Source organism: Pseudomonas sp. F-14 TE3623, assembly GCF_053629015.1.
Genome location: NZ_JBRJHM010000001.1, coordinates 695,887 through 713,351 on the forward strand (window position 1 = coordinate 695,887; position 17,465 = coordinate 713,351).

Sequence of the window (17,465 nt, forward strand, 5' to 3'; positions counted from 1 at the left end):
TCCACAACGGGCCGGAATGGCCCCCGTTTTAAGAGACCGGGGATTCTAGAGAAAGCAAGCCTCTAGGTCAATTTCCAACCAGCGTTTCCTTATAAATAGATCTCCAGACGATTTGCTCGCCGAAGGTCGTTAGCCAGATATAAAAATAAAGAAGGGAATTATTTAAAGCTTTTCTGTAAAGCTTATAAAAGCTAGGGCCACGTTCATCTGTGGATAACTACCTTTAGCCCTTCTAAACCGTGATGTACAGAGAATGACAACTACGGTGGAAAACGGTGGTCAGCCTGTGCTGCGCTGTCGGATAAGCTGTGTGTGGAAAGGCTAGTTATCCACAGGCAGGTTATCCACCGAGTTTCGCCCCCACTTGTCCAGTGCCCTCATGGGCGGTTATCCACAGAGCTTATGCACATACCGTTGGTCTTCTTTTCAAGGGTTAACGCATTGATAAATCATGCCCTGTGCGCAACCTGCATGTGGATAAGTGGACGTCTGGTCGCTACAATGACCGCTTGTTTTTGCCTCACCGGCTTTCAACTTAGGGGATATCCGTGTCAGTGGAACTTTGGCAGCAGTGCGTAGAGCTTTTGCGCGATGAGCTGCCTGCCCAACAATTCAACACTTGGATCCGTCCACTACAGGTCGAAGCCGAAGGCGACGAGTTGCGTGTCTACGCACCGAATCGTTTTGTTCTCGACTGGGTCAACGAAAAGTACCTGGGCCGCGTCCTTGAACTGCTGGATGAGCATGGCAATGGGCTGGCGCCTGCGCTTTCCTTATTAATAGGCAGCAAACGCAGTTCGGCGCCGCGTGCGGCACCCAATGCCCCGTTGGCCGCTGCGGCGTCCCAGGCTCAGGCTGCTCAAGCGCCTGTCAGCGTTCCGGCGCCAGCCCCGGTAGCTGCCTCGACCAAACGTGCGACCCAAAAAATAGCTGAGATCAGTGAAGAGCCGTCCCGCGACAGCTTCGATCCAATGGCCGGCGCCAGTTCGCAACAGGCCCCGGTTCGCGCCGAACAGCGTACGGTGCAGGTCGAAGGCGCGCTCAAGCACACCAGCTACCTGAACCGCACCTTTACCTTCGAAAACTTCGTAGAAGGCAAGTCCAACCAACTGGCCCGGGCTGCGGCCTGGCAGGTGGCGGACAACCCCAAGCATGGCTACAACCCGCTCTTCCTTTATGGCGGTGTCGGCTTGGGTAAAACCCACTTGATGCACGCTGTGGGTAACCACCTATTAAAGAAGAATCCGAATGCCAAGGTTGTGTACCTGCATTCCGAGCGTTTCGTTGCGGACATGGTCAAGGCCTTGCAGCTGAATGCGATCAACGAGTTCAAGCGTTTCTACCGCTCGGTGGATGCGTTGCTGATCGATGACATTCAGTTCTTCGCCCGCAAGGAACGCTCTCAGGAAGAGTTTTTCCACACCTTCAACGCCCTGCTTGAAGGTGGCCAGCAGGTCATTCTTACCAGTGACCGCTATCCGAAAGAAATCGAAGGCCTTGAAGAACGCCTGAAGTCACGTTTCGGCTGGGGCCTGACGGTTGCCGTCGAGCCGCCGGAGCTGGAAACCCGCGTGGCGATCCTGATGAAAAAGGCCGACCAGGCCAAAGTCGATCTGCCACACGACGCAGCGTTCTTCATTGCCCAGCGTATTCGCTCCAACGTCCGTGAGCTGGAAGGAGCGCTCAAACGCGTGATCGCCCACTCGCACTTCATGGGCCGCGATATCACCATCGAGCTGATTCGCGAATCCCTGAAAGACTTGTTGGCGCTGCAAGACAAACTGGTGTCTGTGGATAACATTCAGCGCACCGTCGCCGAGTATTACAAGATCAAGATCTCCGACTTGCTGTCCAAGCGTCGTTCACGCTCGGTAGCACGTCCGCGTCAGGTCGCCATGGCGTTGTCCAAAGAACTGACCAACCACAGCCTGCCGGAAATCGGCGATGTGTTTGGCGGCCGCGACCACACGACTGTTTTGCACGCCTGCCGCAAGATCAACGAGCTTAAGGAATCCGACGCGGACATCCGCGAGGACTATAAGAACCTGCTGCGTACACTGACTACTTGATGAACACCAGCGCAGCTTATTAAGGCAAGGGACTAGACCATGCATTTCACCATTCAACGCGAAGCCCTGTTGAAACCCCTGCAACTGGTCGCAGGCGTCGTCGAGCGCCGACAGACCTTGCCGGTGCTCTCCAACGTGCTGCTGGTTGTCGAAGGCCAGCAATTGTCGCTGACCGGTACCGACCTGGAAGTCGAGCTGGTCGGTCGTGTGCAACTCGAAGAACCTGCGGACCCGGGCTCCATCACTGTGCCTGCGCGCAAGCTGATGGACATCTGCAAGAGCTTGCCGAACGATGCGCTGATCGACATCAAGGTCGATGAGCAGAAACTCGTGGTGAAGGCCGGCCGTAGCCGCTTCACCCTGTCGACCCTGCCGGCTAATGACTTCCCGACAGTGGAAGAAGGCCCTGGCTCGCTGACCTGCAGCCTTGAGCAAAGCAAACTGCGTCGTTTGATCGAGCGCACCAGTTTCGCTATGGCGCAGCAGGACGTACGCTACTACCTCAATGGCATGCTGCTGGAAGTCTCGGCCGGGATCATCCGCGCCGTGGCGACTGACGGTCACCGTCTGGCCATGTGTTCGATGCAGGCCGATATCGGTCAGCCGGATCGTCATCAGGTGATCGTACCGCGCAAAGGTATTCTGGAACTGGCGCGTCTGCTGACTGAACCGGACGGCAACGTCAGCATCGTGCTGGGCCAGCACCACATTCGCGCCACCACCGGCGAGTTCACTTTCACCTCAAAACTGGTCGACGGCAAATTCCCTGACTACGAGCGTGTTCTGCCTAAAGGCGGCGACAAGCTAGTACTCGGCGATCGCCAGGCGTTGCGTGAAGCGTTCAGCCGTACCGCGATTCTGTCCAACGAGAAATACCGTGGCATCCGTCTGCAACTGGCCAATGGTCAGCTGAAGATTCAGGCGAATAATCCGGAGCAGGAAGAAGCGGAAGAAGAAGTGGGCGTTGAGTACAACGGCGGCTCTCTGGAAATCGGCTTCAACGTGAGCTATCTGCTCGACGTACTGGGCGTGATGACCACCGAGCAGGTTCGCTTGATCCTGTCCGACTCCAACAGCAGTGCGCTGGTGCAAGAGTCCGACAACGACGACTCGGCCTACGTTGTCATGCCGATGCGTCTGTAATCATGTTCAGCAGAACCTAGATGTCCTTAAGTCGCGTCTCGGTCACCGCGGTGCGCAATCTGCACCCGGTGACCTTCTCCCCCTCCCCCCGAATAAACATTCTTTACGGCGCCAACGGCAGCGGCAAAACCAGTGTTCTGGAAGCCATTCATCTGCTGGGGCTTGCCCGTTCGTTTCGTAGCAGCCGTCTGTTACCCGTCATTCAGTACGAGCAGTTGGCATGTACGGTGTTTGGCCAGGTCGAACTGGCCGAGGGTGGACACAGCGCGTTGGGGATATCTCGCGACCGGCAGGGTGAGTTCCAGATCCGCATCGACGGGCAGAACGCCCGAAGTGCTGCGCAACTTGCAGAGATCCTGCCGTTGCAGTTGATCAACCCGGACAGCTTCCGCCTGCTGGAAGGTGCGCCGAAGATTCGCCGACAGTTTCTCGACTGGGGTGTGTTCCACGTGGAACCCCGATTCATGTCTACGTGGCAGCGCTTGCAGAAGGCCTTGCGCCAGAGAAACTCTTGGCTGCGACATGGTACACTTGACGCCGTTTCGCAAGCGGTTTGGGACAGGGAACTGTGCCAGGCCAGCGCTGAAATAGATGAATACCGCCGCGCTTACATCAAAGCCTTGAAACCAGTCTTTGAACAGACCTTGAGCGAACTGGTTGAGCTTGAGGGCTTAACGCTCAGCTATTACCGAGGTTGGGACAAAGACCGTGAGTTGAGTGCAGTGCTCGCCGGGTCCCTTCAGCGGGATCAGCAAATGGGTCATACCCAAGCCGGACCACAACGCGCTGATTTGCGTCTTAGATTGGGCGCACACAATGCCGCGGACATCTTGTCTCGTGGCCAGCAGAAGTTGGTGGTCTGTGCATTGCGGATCGCCCAAGGGCACTTGGTTAGCCAAGCGCGTCGCGGCCAGTGTATTTATCTGGTGGATGACCTGCCGTCCGAACTGGACGAGCACCACCGTCGCGCGCTTTGCCGCTTGCTGGAAGACTTACGCTGCCAGGTCTTTATCACCTGTGTAGATCACGAATTATTGAGGGAAGGCTGGCAGACGGAAACGCCAGTCGCTCTGTTCCACGTGGAACAGGGCCGTATCACCCAGACCCACGACCATCGGGAGTGAAGGCATTGAGCGAAGAAAATACGTACGACTCAACGAGCATTAAAGTGCTGAAAGGCCTGGATGCCGTACGCAAACGTCCCGGTATGTACATTGGTGACACTGACGATGGCAGTGGTCTGCACCACATGGTGTTCGAGGTGGTCGATAACTCGATCGACGAAGCTTTGGCCGGCCATTGCGACGACATCAGCATTATCATCCACCCGGACGAATCCATCACCGTTCGCGACAACGGTCGTGGCATCCCGGTAGACGTGCACAAAGAAGAAGGCGTCTCGGCGGCCGAGGTCATCATGACCGTGCTGCACGCCGGCGGTAAGTTCGACGACAACTCCTACAAAGTATCCGGCGGTCTGCACGGTGTAGGCGTTTCGGTTGTGAACGCGCTGTCCAAAGAACTGGTCCTGACCGTTCGCCGCAGCGGCAAGATCTGGGAACAAACTTACGTCCACGGTGTTCCGCAAGAGCCGATGAAGATCGTTGGCGAGAGCGAAACCACCGGCACGCAGATTCATTTCAAGCCATCGGCTGAGACCTTCAAGAACATCCACTTCAGCTGGGACATCCTGGCCAAGCGGATTCGTGAACTATCCTTCCTCAATTCCGGTGTCGGCATCGTCCTCAAGGACGAGCGCAGCGGCAAGGAAGAGTTGTTCAAGTACGAAGGTGGTCTGCGTGCGTTCGTTGAATACCTGAACACCAACAAGACTGCGGTCAACCAGGTGTTCCACTTCAACATCCAGCGTGAAGACGGCATCGGCGTTGAAATCGCCCTGCAATGGAACGACAGCTTCAACGAGAACCTGTTGTGCTTCACCAACAACATTCCTCAGCGCGATGGCGGTACTCACCTGGTGGGTTTCCGTTCCGCATTGACGCGTAACCTGAACACCTACATCGAAGCTGAAGGTCTGGCGAAGAAGCACAAAGTTGCCACCACCGGTGACGATGCCCGCGAAGGCCTGACAGCGATCATTTCGGTGAAGGTTCCGGATCCGAAGTTCAGCTCCCAGACCAAAGACAAGCTGGTGTCTTCCGAAGTGAAGACCGCGGTTGAACAGGAAATGGGCAAGTACTTCTCTGACTTCCTGCTAGAGAACCCGAACGAAGCCAAACTGGTCGTCGGCAAGATGATTGACGCGGCGCGTGCGCGTGAAGCGGCACGTAAGGCTCGTGAGATGACCCGCCGTAAAGGCGCGCTGGACATCGCCGGCCTGCCGGGCAAACTGGCTGACTGCCAGGAAAAAGACCCTGCCCTCTCCGAACTGTACCTCGTGGAAGGTGACTCTGCTGGCGGCTCCGCCAAGCAGGGACGCAACCGTCGCACCCAGGCCATCCTGCCGCTCAAGGGCAAGATCCTGAACGTCGAGAAAGCACGTTTCGACAAGATGATCTCTTCGCAAGAAGTGGGCACTTTGATCACCGCGCTGGGCTGCGGCATTGGCCGCGACGAGTACAACATCGACAAGCTGCGTTATCACAACATCATCATCATGACCGATGCTGACGTCGACGGTTCGCACATCCGTACCCTGTTGCTGACCTTTTTCTTCCGTCAGTTGCCGGAGTTGATTGAGCGCGGTTACATCTACATCGCTCAGCCGCCGCTGTACAAGGTCAAGAAAGGCAAGCAAGAGCAATACATCAAAGACGACGACGCCATGGAAGAGTACATGACGCAGTCGGCCTTGGAGGATGCGAGCTTGCACCTGAACGAGGAAGCCCCGGGTATTTCCGGCGAAGCCCTCGAGCGTCTGGTGAATGATTTCCGTCTGGTGATGAAGACCCTCAAGCGCCTGTCGCGCCTGTACCCGCAGGAACTGACCGAGCACTTCATCTACCTGCCAGCGGTGAGCATGGAGCAACTGTCCGATCACGCAGCGATGCAGGATTGGATGGCTCAGTTCGAAGTTCGCTTGCGTACCGTCGAGAAATCCGGCCTGGTTTACAAAGCCAGCCTGCGTGAAGACCGTGAACGTAACGTCTGGCTGCCAGAGGTCGAGCTGATCTCTCACGGCCTGTCGAACTACATCACCTTTAACCGTGATTTCTTCGGCAGTAACGATTACAAGACTGTTGTGTCGTTGGGCGCTCAATTGAGCACCTTGCTGGACGACGGCGCGTACATCCAGCGCGGCGAGCGCAAGAAGCCGGTCACCGAATTCAAGGAAGCACTTGAATGGCTGATGGCTGAAAGCACCAAGCGTCACACCATCCAGCGATACAAGGGGCTGGGCGAAATGAACCCGGATCAGCTGTGGGAAACCACCATGGACCCAAGCCAGCGCCGGATGCTCAAAGTGACCATCGAAGACGCCATTGGCGCAGACCAGATCTTCAACACCCTGATGGGTGATGCGGTCGAACCTCGTCGTGACTTCATCGAAAGCAACGCCTTGGCGGTTTCCAACCTGGACTTCTGATCCGGTGTAGGTTCACAAAATAGTTGCTCATTTTCACAAATAGCTGAATCCACGCGTTCACGCACAAAAAAGGCCAATTCTCTGAATTGGCCTTTTTTGTGCTCTTTGGAAAATCGATCCCTGCCCTTCTGCAAATCAAGGTTGCTGGGGAGCAATGCATCTTGGGACTGCTGAAGAAGGCACCCACACCTAAGGACCGCTTACGTGAGAAGTAATTATCGGAGTTTTGTAGGGCTGGCCGAAGCCGTGGCGGGGACGAAAGTTCTGCAGAGGAGATGGAGAAAAGGAGAGCGCACACGCGCGAATAATACTAGAAGTCTCGAAACAGATGCTGTACGCGTAGAGATAACAACATCGAGGAAATGTCAAGACGCAGGGTGAAAAATTTCGTGGAGAAAGACGAATGGCTGGAGTAGAATTTGGCACGCTATTACGCAGTAATAGCGTGCCAAGAAAATCAGCCGGTTACGTAAACTTGTTGAAGCAAGTTCCTAACGGCCACCGGTAACAACTTCTGCTTTGGACATCTATCTCGAAATAGAGGTCCAGAAGCATGGCTGCTTTCGTCGACGACTCCCTAAGGAGGTATCGAGAAATGTAGATACTGCAAAACCAGGGGCTCTGACAGCGCCACAACCAGGTACTTCTTGCGTACGATCCCGCGCAATTTCTGCCTTTTTTTGGCGCTTGTCAATCCTCTCCCACAATTTTGACTTTAGCGAGGCCTCTCGACGGCACAGTGTTGCCTGTCGAAAGCCCTCTCGAGCCCCGCTCTGCACTTGCATTTTAGGTGCAGCGACGGCGCTCGTCTTTGGATTGATGGAGGTGTTCGATGTCAGTGCGAAAGGTTGTAACCAGGCGTTCTTGCCATTTCAGAGGCTACTTTCCTTCCCTGAAAAATGGCAAACCTACCCCTTGGGAATCCCAGCTGGAAGGTGGGTTTTTCCGGCTTCTGGAGCTGTCACCTCAGGTTCACAGCTACACCATACAGCCCAGCCGAGAGAGCGTATCGCTCGACTCGGCATCCATAAAATATTTTCCTGACATCCATGTATTTCTCACGGATGGTAGGGAGTGGTGGTTCGAAGTGAAGCCGCAAAAGCGGCTTTTGATCGCCAGTGTCGATCAACGGCTGGAAGCTGCAAAGGTTCATTTTGCCGCCAGTAATCGCAATTTTACTGTCGTCACGAATGATCTGATTCATAGCGAACCGTTGGCTAGGAACCTTCAAAAGCTTATGTACCACCGTCGCGGGCCCATGCTTTCGAATTCCCAAGTCGACGAGGTTCGAGAACTTCTTGATGCCCGCGAGCCGAAGATTTTTAGTGAATTTATTGCGGTTTTTGGTGATATGGAGGCATGGCGTTTATTGGGCTTAGGCATTGTTGGTGTCAGTCTTGATCAGACTATTAGCAACAACTCAGAAGTCTTCTTAACAGGAGGGCACCGTCATGCAAATTTTTTCGCTTAAAGCAAAATTAGCCGTATCCGTAAAAGGTGTTTTGATGGTTCTCCAACGGAGATTAGTTGATCGACGACTACTCTTTTTTGATGAGTTAGGTGAATCAACAAAGTTGACCGAGGCCGAGTTCTACGTTGGGTATGAAAAGCGTGAAATTGAAATTTGCGCGGATCAACCATTTCTCGGAGAGGTGCCATTCGTACGGAACGTAGCCCCTGATCTTACGTGCTTTCCAGCCAATCACAGCCAAGAAGCCTTACGTCGGCGCCGGTATCTTGAGGGTGTAATGGGGAAGGACCAGTCAAGATTACCGAGTGAAGAAATCATGTTGGAAGAATTGAAAAAAATAGCAAAAATAATAGGTGATGCATGTGCGCCTTCAATATCAACTGTCAGGCGTTGGGCATCGAGGTACATTGGAAACAACATAATAAGGTTGGTACCTAAACATAATAAAAAAGGCCGGGCAGCTGCCATTAAAGATGAGCTTGAAGGCATACTGGAGAGTGTCATGGATGAACTTTATCTAAAAGACACCCGGCCAAAAGTTTCAAAGGTCATAGGTGAATACCATCTCAGACTTGAGGCCCTTAATCGGGAACGGTTGCCCTCTGAACAGTTCGTCTTCCCCAGCGGCATGACCGTCCGCAGATACATTGCCAGGCTAGATCCCTTCTTGGTGGATGTTGCTCGCCTCGGTAAGCATGCCGCTAATAAAAAGCACCGTGTAGCTGCGGGTGTACTCCAGGTAAATCAGATCCTCGAGAGGTGGGAGATCGATCACACCCTATTGGATGTCCTGCTCGTGGATGAAGAGACCGGTTTGGTTATCGGGCGACCTTACCTAACGATAGTGTTAGATAGGTACTCTCGAATGATCATGGGGTACCTCCTCCACCTGTCTGCGCCAAACACTGAATCTGTTCTACGAGTCATTGAGCGTTCGATCCGTCCCAAAGCAGAACTGTTGCAACGCTTTCCGAAAGTAAAGAATGAGTGGCGAGCCCATGGTATGCCGGCGCGGATCGTTCCGGACAATGCTGCTGAATTTCATGCTGATGATTTGATTTTGGGGTTCAACGATCTAGGCATCGAGATTATGTATCCCGCCTCCCGGGCACCTGAAATGAAGGGCGCGGTCGAGCGCTTTTTTAGCACTCAGAATCTGGGACTTATCCACAACCTCCCGGGTACAACATTCTCCAATATCCAGGAGAAAGGAGATTACAAGTCAGAAAAACATGCCTGCTTCACCTTGTCGCAGCTGGAAGCCGTAGTCGTTAAATGGATCGTGGATGGCTACCACCAAACGCCACACCGAGGCCTCAAGAAGATGACCCCCGCCCAAGCCTGGGCAATTGATGAGGCTCAGACTTTGGTCAGACTGCCCGTGGATCTCGATGCCCTTGAATGCATTCTTGCTCGACGAACCTCCGTAAAGGTTCATCACTATGGAATTGAAGTTGACAGCATCGGTTACCACTCGGCTGAGCTCGCCCAGTTGAGAATGCTCTTAACGTCTGATGAGAAGGTAAATGTTCGTTATCGAGACGAAGCTGGGCATGTTTGGGTTCATGACCGGTTTAGGAACGTATTTCTCCAGGTTCCGGTGAAGGATAAGCGGTTGATTGGTAAGAGCCGAGAAATGTGGAAGGCGGCCCAGAAAGCGCTTAGAGATGCTGGAGGAGAGCAACCAAGCTTTGACGAACTTCATCGTTGCTACCAAGAGCTGCGAGAAGACATTGACGAAGCTCGTCGCTCTCAAAAGCTGCGAGTGCGTCGGGAAGCAGCACGGGCCAAGTTGGATAGGGAGGGTCGTAAGGCCGAGGCGAATCCCCCTCCGGTAGTCGTTGCTGAGATGGAGTGGGTTGATAGGTCATTCACACCGCCAACTGCACCCTCCACTTTCAAGGTTTCCTACCGTCCGCCATCAGCAGGTGATCGACCATGAACGCTTTCGCACAAAGTATTCGTCCCTTCTCTCTGCGTCACCATTTCATTCACAGCCCCCAGGCCGAGCGAGCCTTGACGCGCTTGGGTGAAGTTCACGCTGATACCCGGCGTACCGGGGCGAGCAAGGGCTTAGTCATCCAAGGTCCGAGCGGGGTGGGAAAAAGCACCTTAATCAAGGAGTACGTCAGGGAATTGAAAGCAGCGGAACCTCCGGGGTCCGGGAAGCGGACGGTCTTGGTGGTTGAGATTCCCTCATCACCCACCAAGAAAAACTTGGCAACAGCGATGCTGACAGCACTAAAGGATCCGTACGCGGATGCTCGCGGTCATTCTGCGGAGGTCAAGTTCGCTCGCATCATTCTACTCATGACTAATCTGGGGGTTGAAGTCGTGGTGCTCGACGAAGCCCAACATTTGGTGGATTACCGACGCAACGATGCGTATGAAGCCGCAGATTGGATCAAGAGCCTGATGAACGAAACCAGCATCACCTTCGTACTAGTCGGATTGAAGCGAACCGAGGGCCTGCTATGGGCAAATGAGCAACTGCGACGAAGGTTTTCTGCGACGGTTGACTACAACCGGTTCAGCTATGCCGAATGCACTTCGGCGCAGTTTGCAATGCTTCTCGAGGTGATTGCTAGCCTATTGCCGGTTAAGACCATCAGCTTTACAGAGCCTCAGTTGTTAAGGCGCTTTCACATGGCTTCATTTGGCTTGATTGACTACCTGATCAAAATTCTGGATCGAGCTGTTTGGCTCGTCCAGCATCGAGAGCTCGAAGGAATAAATCTGTATGTCCTAGCCGAAGCGTTTTTGGATGAGGTGTGGAGCAAAGCAACAGACCAGCGAAATCCATTCAGTATCAGCTTTAACTTCAAGCCTCTGATTGGATTTCATGAGCCGTTCGAAAAATTCGACCTAATCGCGGCCTAAAGAGAAGGTCGGGGAGATACCCCGGCCTCCCTCCTCTACAGAAACCCTTCGGTAACTCACTGTTCTCACGGATATACAGGAATGTTTGGTCTTTTAATCAACCCACACCCTCAGCGCGATGAGAGCTTGTTAGGGTATTTACAACGATTGGCAGGGGCCAATGGCTTAGCGGGAAACGAACTGATCAAGGCTTTTCAGGAAGCAAGTGATGAAGATGTAACTGACTGGTTTGGCAGTATGACGCTGCCGGTGAGCTGGCCGGCAGTATCCAGCGAGCTTAGACGACCGACGACCCAGGCGCTTAAGGCCTGGTCACTGCAGTGCAAGCGTTTTTGCTCATGTTGTTTGGCTGAACGCGCTTACTGGAGAGAGTCATGGGATCTGACGTTAGTAACGAGCTGCTCAATTCATGGAGTGCCCCTGCAGGACAGATGCCCGGGGTGTTCTGTAAAAATAAACCGCGACGCTATGCTGGCAAACTGCTGTAAATCCTGTGGCTATTTCCTCTCCTTAAGAGATACACCAACTACCGATGCTGAGGGAGCTTGCGCGTGGATGACGGCTGCTATGGAGATAAGGTTTAGGCAGGAATACAAATTAGGATGCAGCGATTTGGATGCCCTGACCTACGAGGAGCTCCATGCCTTATCGGTGCGGCTCGCTGCCAGGATCGTTAAATCAGAAAACTCAAAGTCATTGAAGCTGGCCAATTCAGGATCGCTTGAAGTATCGAGTGAATTGGCACAAGCGGCCGGAGAAATACTCATGAACTGGCCGCGGGCGTTCAGGGACTTGCTGAGCGATCTCAGATCGACCAGACCCACGGGGACGGGTTGGAAACTAGCCTCCGCCTTTGGACCGATTTACAGGGACATCCATCATGATCTCCAAGCGTCCTGCTATGCGTTCGTTCGTGCAGAGTTCGAGTCTTTTGTTCAGCAGGCTTGGGAGGCGCCATTAGCGAAGAGAAACCGTTATCTGAGCGAAAAGACGATTACGGGCCATCGTTGGGTCTTTATTGATGAGGCGGCTCGTTTAACGGGCCTGCTTAAATCCTGTGTACAGAGACTGCATGACCACGGCGAAGTTGACTCCAGGGAGATCGTGCATTCAAGCGGCCGTAAATCCAAAGTGGTTGATGTCGACCAAGTCCGTGAACTCGCGCTTCTTATGGAGAAAGCAGTGAACCTGAGGCAAGCGGCCAAGCTGTTGCACATCAATCTTGAGCGCGTGCGGCAACTGACCTCAGGAGGGATTCTGAAATTCTATGGCGGCAGGCCCAAGGCCGGCGAACAATGGCTAATAGATGTTGACTCGCTCGGGGGCTTGGAAATCGCGCGTACGCAGGCTCCTCCGGGCAATACGCTAGTAACGGTCAATTATCTGGCTAAGCACCATCTTCCAACGGGTGGAGGTCTCGTTGAGATGATTAAGGCGATCAAATCTGGGGAACTCAGAGCTTTTAGGGATGCGGATGAAAGCAAGACAGCGATCGGGTATTGGCTTTTGAGACCACAAGACCTAACCGATTGGATGCAGCGCATGCTTCAAAAGTCTTCAGATTTTCCAGGGATCACGGTCGGTAAAGCGGCAGCACTTTTAGGTGTCAAAGAGGAAGTCGGTTATGCAATGGTTCGACTAGGGATCCTGTGGAGCACATCGGTTCGTAAGGGGCGGAGCACAGTGCTCATGGTTAAACCTGCCGCTATTGAAAAGTTTAGGCGTAAGTACATATTGGGCCCTGAGTTGGCGGTTTTTTTGGGAATGTCACCCAAGCATACGACGCATCATCTCTGGATGAACGGATTCCGCCCTGTTGCGGGGCCATCGATCGTGAAGGCTCCATGTCGGCAATACGTCTGGCCCCGAAGCAAGAAATTGGTGGATTACTTGGCTTGGAAGGCAGCACATCACTGACAGTGCATCATCGCACTCCCCATTGTTAACCACTTTTTCACTGTGTTAACCACCTTGGGTAACACAGTAAAAAATTGGGTTACTGGTTCAGCCGTCCCTACGATTACCCTAGGTGTAGATGGCTAGGTTAGTCCTCAAAGTAAAGAGCGCAGGCTAAACACACACCGGTAATTACGGCCATGTACGCTGCCCAAACGTTAAATTGAATAGAAACTTCAGTGAGCTTTCGGGCAGCCTCAGCCGATGCATCAAGTGTGTCCATCTGTTGCTTTATTGGTACTGATGCGAATTTGACCCAGGCTGCCGACATCAGTTGACCCTTAGGCGATCAGTGAAAACATGTATAAGGCCATCAATTACCAAGTATCCAGGTACGTCAACGATTTCCGGCATCTTGGGTCAAATTCGCATCAGCGCCAACCGTATTACAATTACTTGGACATGACCCGTTCTTTGAAGGTTAAGGTAAGCCAAGTCAATAGCGCCTGCTGGTCCTCGAATATTCTTTCGCAACTTTGGTTAATCATTGGATTATTCCCCGTCGGCAATGCTTGACGTACATCCCCCTTTAATCCGATGCAGCGCTTACCCATCGCAAAGCAGTAACCAAGTTCAAAAGCTACACCTTCGTCTATATGTGCGCCGTGAAGAACAGCCAAAATCAGATCGGACTCCCTCATAGCCTGGATGTCAGCGTCAAAAACCATTCTTTCTGCAATGTTTTTGGGTGTCCCATTCGCAGCAATTTCGCGCAATAACAGCCCATCCTCCTGCGGCAAAAAAATATTGAAGAAGGGCTTCAATAAATCCCTCAGGGCACGATTGTATGACAGTTCCATCTCATTAAATAAAGGAGCTGCCAGATAGATGGTCCTTTTTTTAGCCATTTGCAATGTTACTCATTTGCTCATCAAGATCTGCTGGAGCGTATGTGCAAGAGAAGATGACTCGAGCGACATCGCGGACAACATCGACTTCCTTCCTATCGGTAGAATAAATAATCTTAGGTTGAAGCGGGCTGTAAAGCCTCATGCTCGTTTCCTGAAGCTTATTTATTTTATCTGGTGGCCAATCACCTTCTTTCCTTTTGGTAATTAAGCGGGACCATATTTCGTTAGGGTCCCCCAACATATGGATGACCTCGCCACATTCAATTTTCTTTTTTGACTGGCCAGGCCTAATCCCCTGTTCGAGCATTGATCGAGCCCTGTCACTCTCAGATACATCCACCACAAAGGAAAGCGGGTCGAGCGGCGATCTATCTATAAGGAATACGCCAACTTTCTTGCCCTCTAAATAATTATTTTTCTTGCCGAACTGCTCGTTGGCCCACGAGTCAATTGTGATGGTTTTGGTAGTGGAAAGATGCTCTGGCGAAAGTGCCATTTCGGCAGGCCTCTCATCAAACCACTCGTCAAGCGTTATCAAATTACCGAACTGACTTATGACGGTTGACTTCCCAATGCCTACAGCTCCTACAAGGTAATAATTATACTTTGTTTGGAGCCCCAAAATGTCTGAGATATGCAGAAAATCAACTTCGGGAAGGGTTATGGCTAGCAAAAACTCCTTAATATCTGCACTATTAAAAAATAGCGTTATCAGGTTGTAGTTATTAAAATTCGCTTCAAATATCGCGGCTTGGTTTTGCGGGTCGATTGCACCATCAGTAAACCTAACAAAGTAATTATAGTTACCAGGGCTAATAGAGGCTGCCTTACGGAGCAGATGCAAAAGAGTGGAGTCAGTTAAGGAATGCCCAATCAGTATGCTGGTTTTCTTTGTTAAAACGTGAAGCAGGGTAGATAAACTGCCTCCGATCCCATCTAATAGCTGATCTGCAAAAGCACCATCGGAGAATATTAAGTTCTCGCTTTGGAATTTCTTTTTGTCCAACGGCAAAAAGCCATTTGGATGATAAATCACACACTTGTCTTTGGTAAATTGTGAATGATGGGACCACACCGTTTGATAGGGGCGCTCATGCTTCGTCGGATTCAGTTCATCACGCGACAAACCATATTCAATATAGTCATCAAAATTGTAATTCACGGTCAATTCAGATTGCTTGATGAACTCTATCATTTCCCGGAAGTATGGATGTTTGCCGATTGTATTTATTCGTTCTCTATCACTGGTTTCTTGATACAGTGCCTCATGAATCATTTCACGCCAATCGGAAAGAATCTTCCTTTCCAACAGGGCGCTACTTGAATAGCCGCCGACTTTTTCTATCTCAGCTTTCCTATAGGAATAAAACATCTCGAACAACACGAGTGCAGCCTTTCCGGGAGCATCACCTACTGCCGAGACCTCAGGTGCTTTATCCGCCATCGCCGTTTTGATTCGCTCGATTAGGAGTTCCCAAAGAGGCAAATTTAGGTCCCTGCTTATACCGGCCCCCAATACTAAGCTAGCTTTATTTTTTTGGAGCTGCACTCTAAGCTGGCAAATATATTTCCAAGCGGATTGGACAGGTTTTGATCGGAATTGTGCCATTTCTACATTCATTAGCATTCCAATTCGTTAGCGGTGGGATCGTTTGTTAGGAAGAATACCGGTTAAATTCCCCTCCATCCATAGTCGAAGCGCAATGGCAGCCGAAGCGCCCGCAGCGACCCTGATTGAGTGATGTTCGGACAGCAGAGTGCAGAGAGACGCGATGGATCACTCTGACTAGTCGCGACCGACATCTCAGGGTTGCGGCCCTTAATGACAGGCTGCAATTGGTCGATTGTGTTGAAGAGGTCGACCCGGCTTGACTACCTGTTGGCGCTGATTGAAAACTGGCCCACCCTGCCGATTGCAATTTGATCTAGGGCGGGTTGCTGATTCCAAACTTTTATGACCCTGTCCTCTAGGTAGAACGCTGGGTGGGAGCAGCTGAACCCTGGGGCAGTTCTCAGCCGGCAGGACAGCTAGATCAATTCTCGGTCAGGGGCAGCAGACATGGGCTACTCCACAATTCATGGGCGAGGTTTTACCACAAAGAGTGATGGTATCTTCGCATTAGTGGCTATGCAATCAGCCTGTTCATGCGTACAGTTTTTGTAGGGCGAATTTCCAGTGGCTGTTTTTTGCCGGTACCTGGTGGAACGGGGTGCGCCTGAGACACCTTATTCAATGCCCGGAGCGCACCACCATGATTGGCTGTAAACTGGTTTTTGTAGGTGTATGAAAAAAATAGGTTAACTACCTACTCCTAAGCATGGGTCGCAAAATTATTAAGCAGACATTTTTGAAGAAAGCTCCCTGAAAAATTCTCTGCTAGATTGAATTGCCTGCTTAAAGCGCTCTTCGCCCTCTCTAATCCGACTTTGATCGTGGAAGAAGGCTTCCATTTCAGCCATGTTGTCGTCAACATTTTGCTCGCTGCCCCCCATTTTCGGTGAAGTCAGCCTAATTGAGCTATAAAAGCTAAGAGCGTTAGCGAGATTTCTATCTATAGAAAGACCAATGGAAGCTGGTACGTAGCGTCCGTGGCTTTGATTAATGAATTGCGTCTGCACATTGCATATGGACAATATGTCTAAATCTGCCAAGCCTTCCAGGTTGCCTTTAGCGGTAAGCTTCAATACTTTGGTGAGAAGGTATTTTGTATCGGAACTGTAGTGGGTAATAATTTGCGGATCGTTGTGTTTGCACTCAGCGATTTTTTTCTCGATATGTTCCATAAAGAAACGACTAGCTGTACGCTCGTCAAAGTATTCTAGTTTGATTTTCTCGTACAATCCCTCTGCGGCAAAAACGGGTGGAACGATAATGAATTCGCCATTTTTTGCTGGTATACCGCCGAAACCGCATCCTGGGGGTTGAATGAAATTAAACCGCCAGTCTCTTTGCTCATACGAATGCAGCGTTTTCGTTATTTTATCGGAATCGCTTTGGATCAGGTTTAGATAATACTCGGCTCCTGAATAAGTCTCGATGCCGTCAAAGAATAAAACCGAACCGAGTTCATCCTCTATGATGGACTTAAGTTCTTTAAATTTTTCCCAGTGCTCTCGCGTGCTTTTAACATTTCTAAGTCTTAGATACTCGTAGAAAACGCTCGGCCGGATTACCAAGTCGACGTGGTGGGGAAGTTTTTTTATTAGTATGAATGCTAATAGTATCGAAAGAACTCCCTCGTTAATTTTTCCTTGTCGATAATCCTCCAATCGCATAATAATATTTGAATCTAAGACTAGCCTGTAAGGCCCACGCAGCATTACAGAGCTTTCAATTTGATCAAGTAGTGTTACAAAATTTTCGACAAATCTCTTACGGCTCTTTGGGTTTAATTCATTAGAATGCTTAATAATTTCGTCGATGTTCATTGTCTTGTGAATTCGCTCAGCTGAATATTTTGGTCGATTTCTAATTGGAAGGCATGTGGGATGGCTAATCGACAATCCGAGTTGGAAATTTTAATCATCTTCTAAGTAGTGGCAATTAG

11 protein-coding genes are annotated in these 17,465 nt (G+C 51.4%); 8 read left to right on the forward strand and 3 right to left on the reverse strand.

Annotated features, from left to right (window positions below; translation table 11 throughout):
- Positions 1 to 548: 548 nt before the first annotated feature.
- The 8 genes from dnaA (at position 549) to AB7M29_RS03255 (ending at position 13,027) form a co-directional block, all read left to right on the forward strand.
- Positions 549 to 2,069, forward strand: coding sequence for a chromosomal replication initiator protein DnaA (gene dnaA, locus AB7M29_RS03220; RefSeq protein WP_217856989.1), 1,521 nt, complete (start codon positions 549 to 551; stop codon positions 2,067 to 2,069).
- A gap of 39 nt (positions 2,070 to 2,108) precedes the next feature.
- Positions 2,109 to 3,212 (forward strand): DNA polymerase III subunit beta, encoded by a 1,104-nt coding sequence (gene dnaN, locus AB7M29_RS03225; RefSeq protein WP_007903001.1) that lies wholly within the window; start codon positions 2,109 to 2,111, stop codon positions 3,210 to 3,212.
- A 20-nt stretch (positions 3,213 to 3,232) separates the two neighbouring features.
- Positions 3,233 to 4,336: a DNA replication/repair protein RecF gene (recF, locus tag AB7M29_RS03230; RefSeq protein ID WP_008007898.1), complete on the forward strand. Its 1,104-nt coding sequence runs from the start codon at positions 3,233 to 3,235 to the stop codon at positions 4,334 to 4,336.
- Positions 4,337 to 4,341: 5 nt separating this feature from the next.
- A complete protein-coding gene (gene gyrB, locus AB7M29_RS03235; RefSeq protein WP_217856990.1) occupies positions 4,342 to 6,759 on the forward strand; it encodes a DNA topoisomerase (ATP-hydrolyzing) subunit B in 2,418 nt (805 codons plus the stop codon).
- 832 nt (positions 6,760 to 7,591) lie between these two features.
- Positions 7,592 to 8,230 (forward strand): TnsA endonuclease N-terminal domain-containing protein, encoded by a 639-nt coding sequence (locus AB7M29_RS03240; protein ID WP_454246314.1) that lies wholly within the window; start codon positions 7,592 to 7,594, stop codon positions 8,228 to 8,230.
- Positions 8,211 to 10,172: an integrase gene (locus AB7M29_RS03245; RefSeq protein ID WP_454246315.1), complete on the forward strand. Its 1,962-nt coding sequence runs from the start codon at positions 8,211 to 8,213 to the stop codon at positions 10,170 to 10,172. The genes AB7M29_RS03240 and AB7M29_RS03245 overlap by 20 nt, the downstream gene beginning before the upstream one ends.
- Positions 10,169 to 11,110, forward strand: coding sequence for a TniB family NTP-binding protein (locus AB7M29_RS03250; protein WP_454246316.1), 942 nt, complete (start codon positions 10,169 to 10,171; stop codon positions 11,108 to 11,110). Before AB7M29_RS03245 ends, AB7M29_RS03250 begins: the two co-directional genes overlap by 4 nt.
- Positions 11,111 to 11,191: 81 nt before the next feature.
- Positions 11,192 to 13,027, forward strand: coding sequence for a TniQ family protein (locus tag AB7M29_RS03255; protein ID WP_454246317.1), 1,836 nt, complete (start codon positions 11,192 to 11,194; stop codon positions 13,025 to 13,027).
- A 431-nt stretch (positions 13,028 to 13,458) separates the two neighbouring features.
- On the opposite strand, the gene AB7M29_RS03260 is transcribed toward AB7M29_RS03255, so the two are convergent.
- The 3 genes from AB7M29_RS03260 to AB7M29_RS03270 form a co-directional block, all read right to left on the reverse strand.
- Positions 13,459 to 13,914 (reverse strand): nucleoside 2-deoxyribosyltransferase, encoded by a 456-nt coding sequence (locus AB7M29_RS03260; protein WP_454246318.1) that lies wholly within the window; start codon positions 13,912 to 13,914, stop codon positions 13,459 to 13,461.
- Positions 13,907 to 15,538 carry an SIR2 family protein gene (locus tag AB7M29_RS03265; protein ID WP_454246319.1) on the reverse strand — a complete coding sequence of 544 codons (1,632 nt, stop codon included), beginning with the start codon at positions 15,536 to 15,538 and terminating at the stop codon, positions 13,907 to 13,909. The genes AB7M29_RS03260 and AB7M29_RS03265 overlap by 8 nt, the downstream gene beginning before the upstream one ends.
- Positions 15,539 to 16,251: 713 nt before the next feature.
- Positions 16,252 to 17,346, reverse strand: a complete 1,095-nt coding sequence (locus AB7M29_RS03270) for a hypothetical protein (protein WP_454246320.1) — start codon at positions 17,344 to 17,346, stop codon at positions 16,252 to 16,254.
- Positions 17,347 to 17,465: the final 119 nt, after the last annotated feature.

Excerpts from the sequence above, each read along its gene's own strand:
- AB7M29_RS03240 (WP_454246314.1), top strand. The coding sequence starts at position 7,592 with ATGTCAGTGCGAAAGGTTGTAACCAGGCGTTCTTGCCATTTCAGAGGC.
- recF (WP_008007898.1), top strand. The coding sequence starts at position 3,233 with ATGTCCTTAAGTCGCGTCTCGGTCACCGCGGTGCGCAATCTGCACCCG.
- AB7M29_RS03255 (WP_454246317.1), top strand. The coding sequence starts at position 11,192 with ATGTTTGGTCTTTTAATCAACCCACACCCTCAGCGCGATGAGAGCTTG.
- AB7M29_RS03270 (WP_454246320.1), bottom strand. The coding sequence starts at position 17,346 with ATGAACATCGACGAAATTATTAAGCATTCTAATGAATTAAACCCAAAG.
- AB7M29_RS03245 (WP_454246315.1), top strand. The coding sequence starts at position 8,211 with ATGCAAATTTTTTCGCTTAAAGCAAAATTAGCCGTATCCGTAAAAGGT.
- AB7M29_RS03250 (WP_454246316.1), top strand. The coding sequence starts at position 10,169 with ATGAACGCTTTCGCACAAAGTATTCGTCCCTTCTCTCTGCGTCACCAT.
- AB7M29_RS03260 (WP_454246318.1), bottom strand. The coding sequence starts at position 13,914 with ATGGCTAAAAAAAGGACCATCTATCTGGCAGCTCCTTTATTTAATGAG.
- AB7M29_RS03265 (WP_454246319.1), bottom strand. The coding sequence starts at position 15,538 with ATGAATGTAGAAATGGCACAATTCCGATCAAAACCTGTCCAATCCGCT.
- dnaN (WP_007903001.1), top strand. The coding sequence starts at position 2,109 with ATGCATTTCACCATTCAACGCGAAGCCCTGTTGAAACCCCTGCAACTG.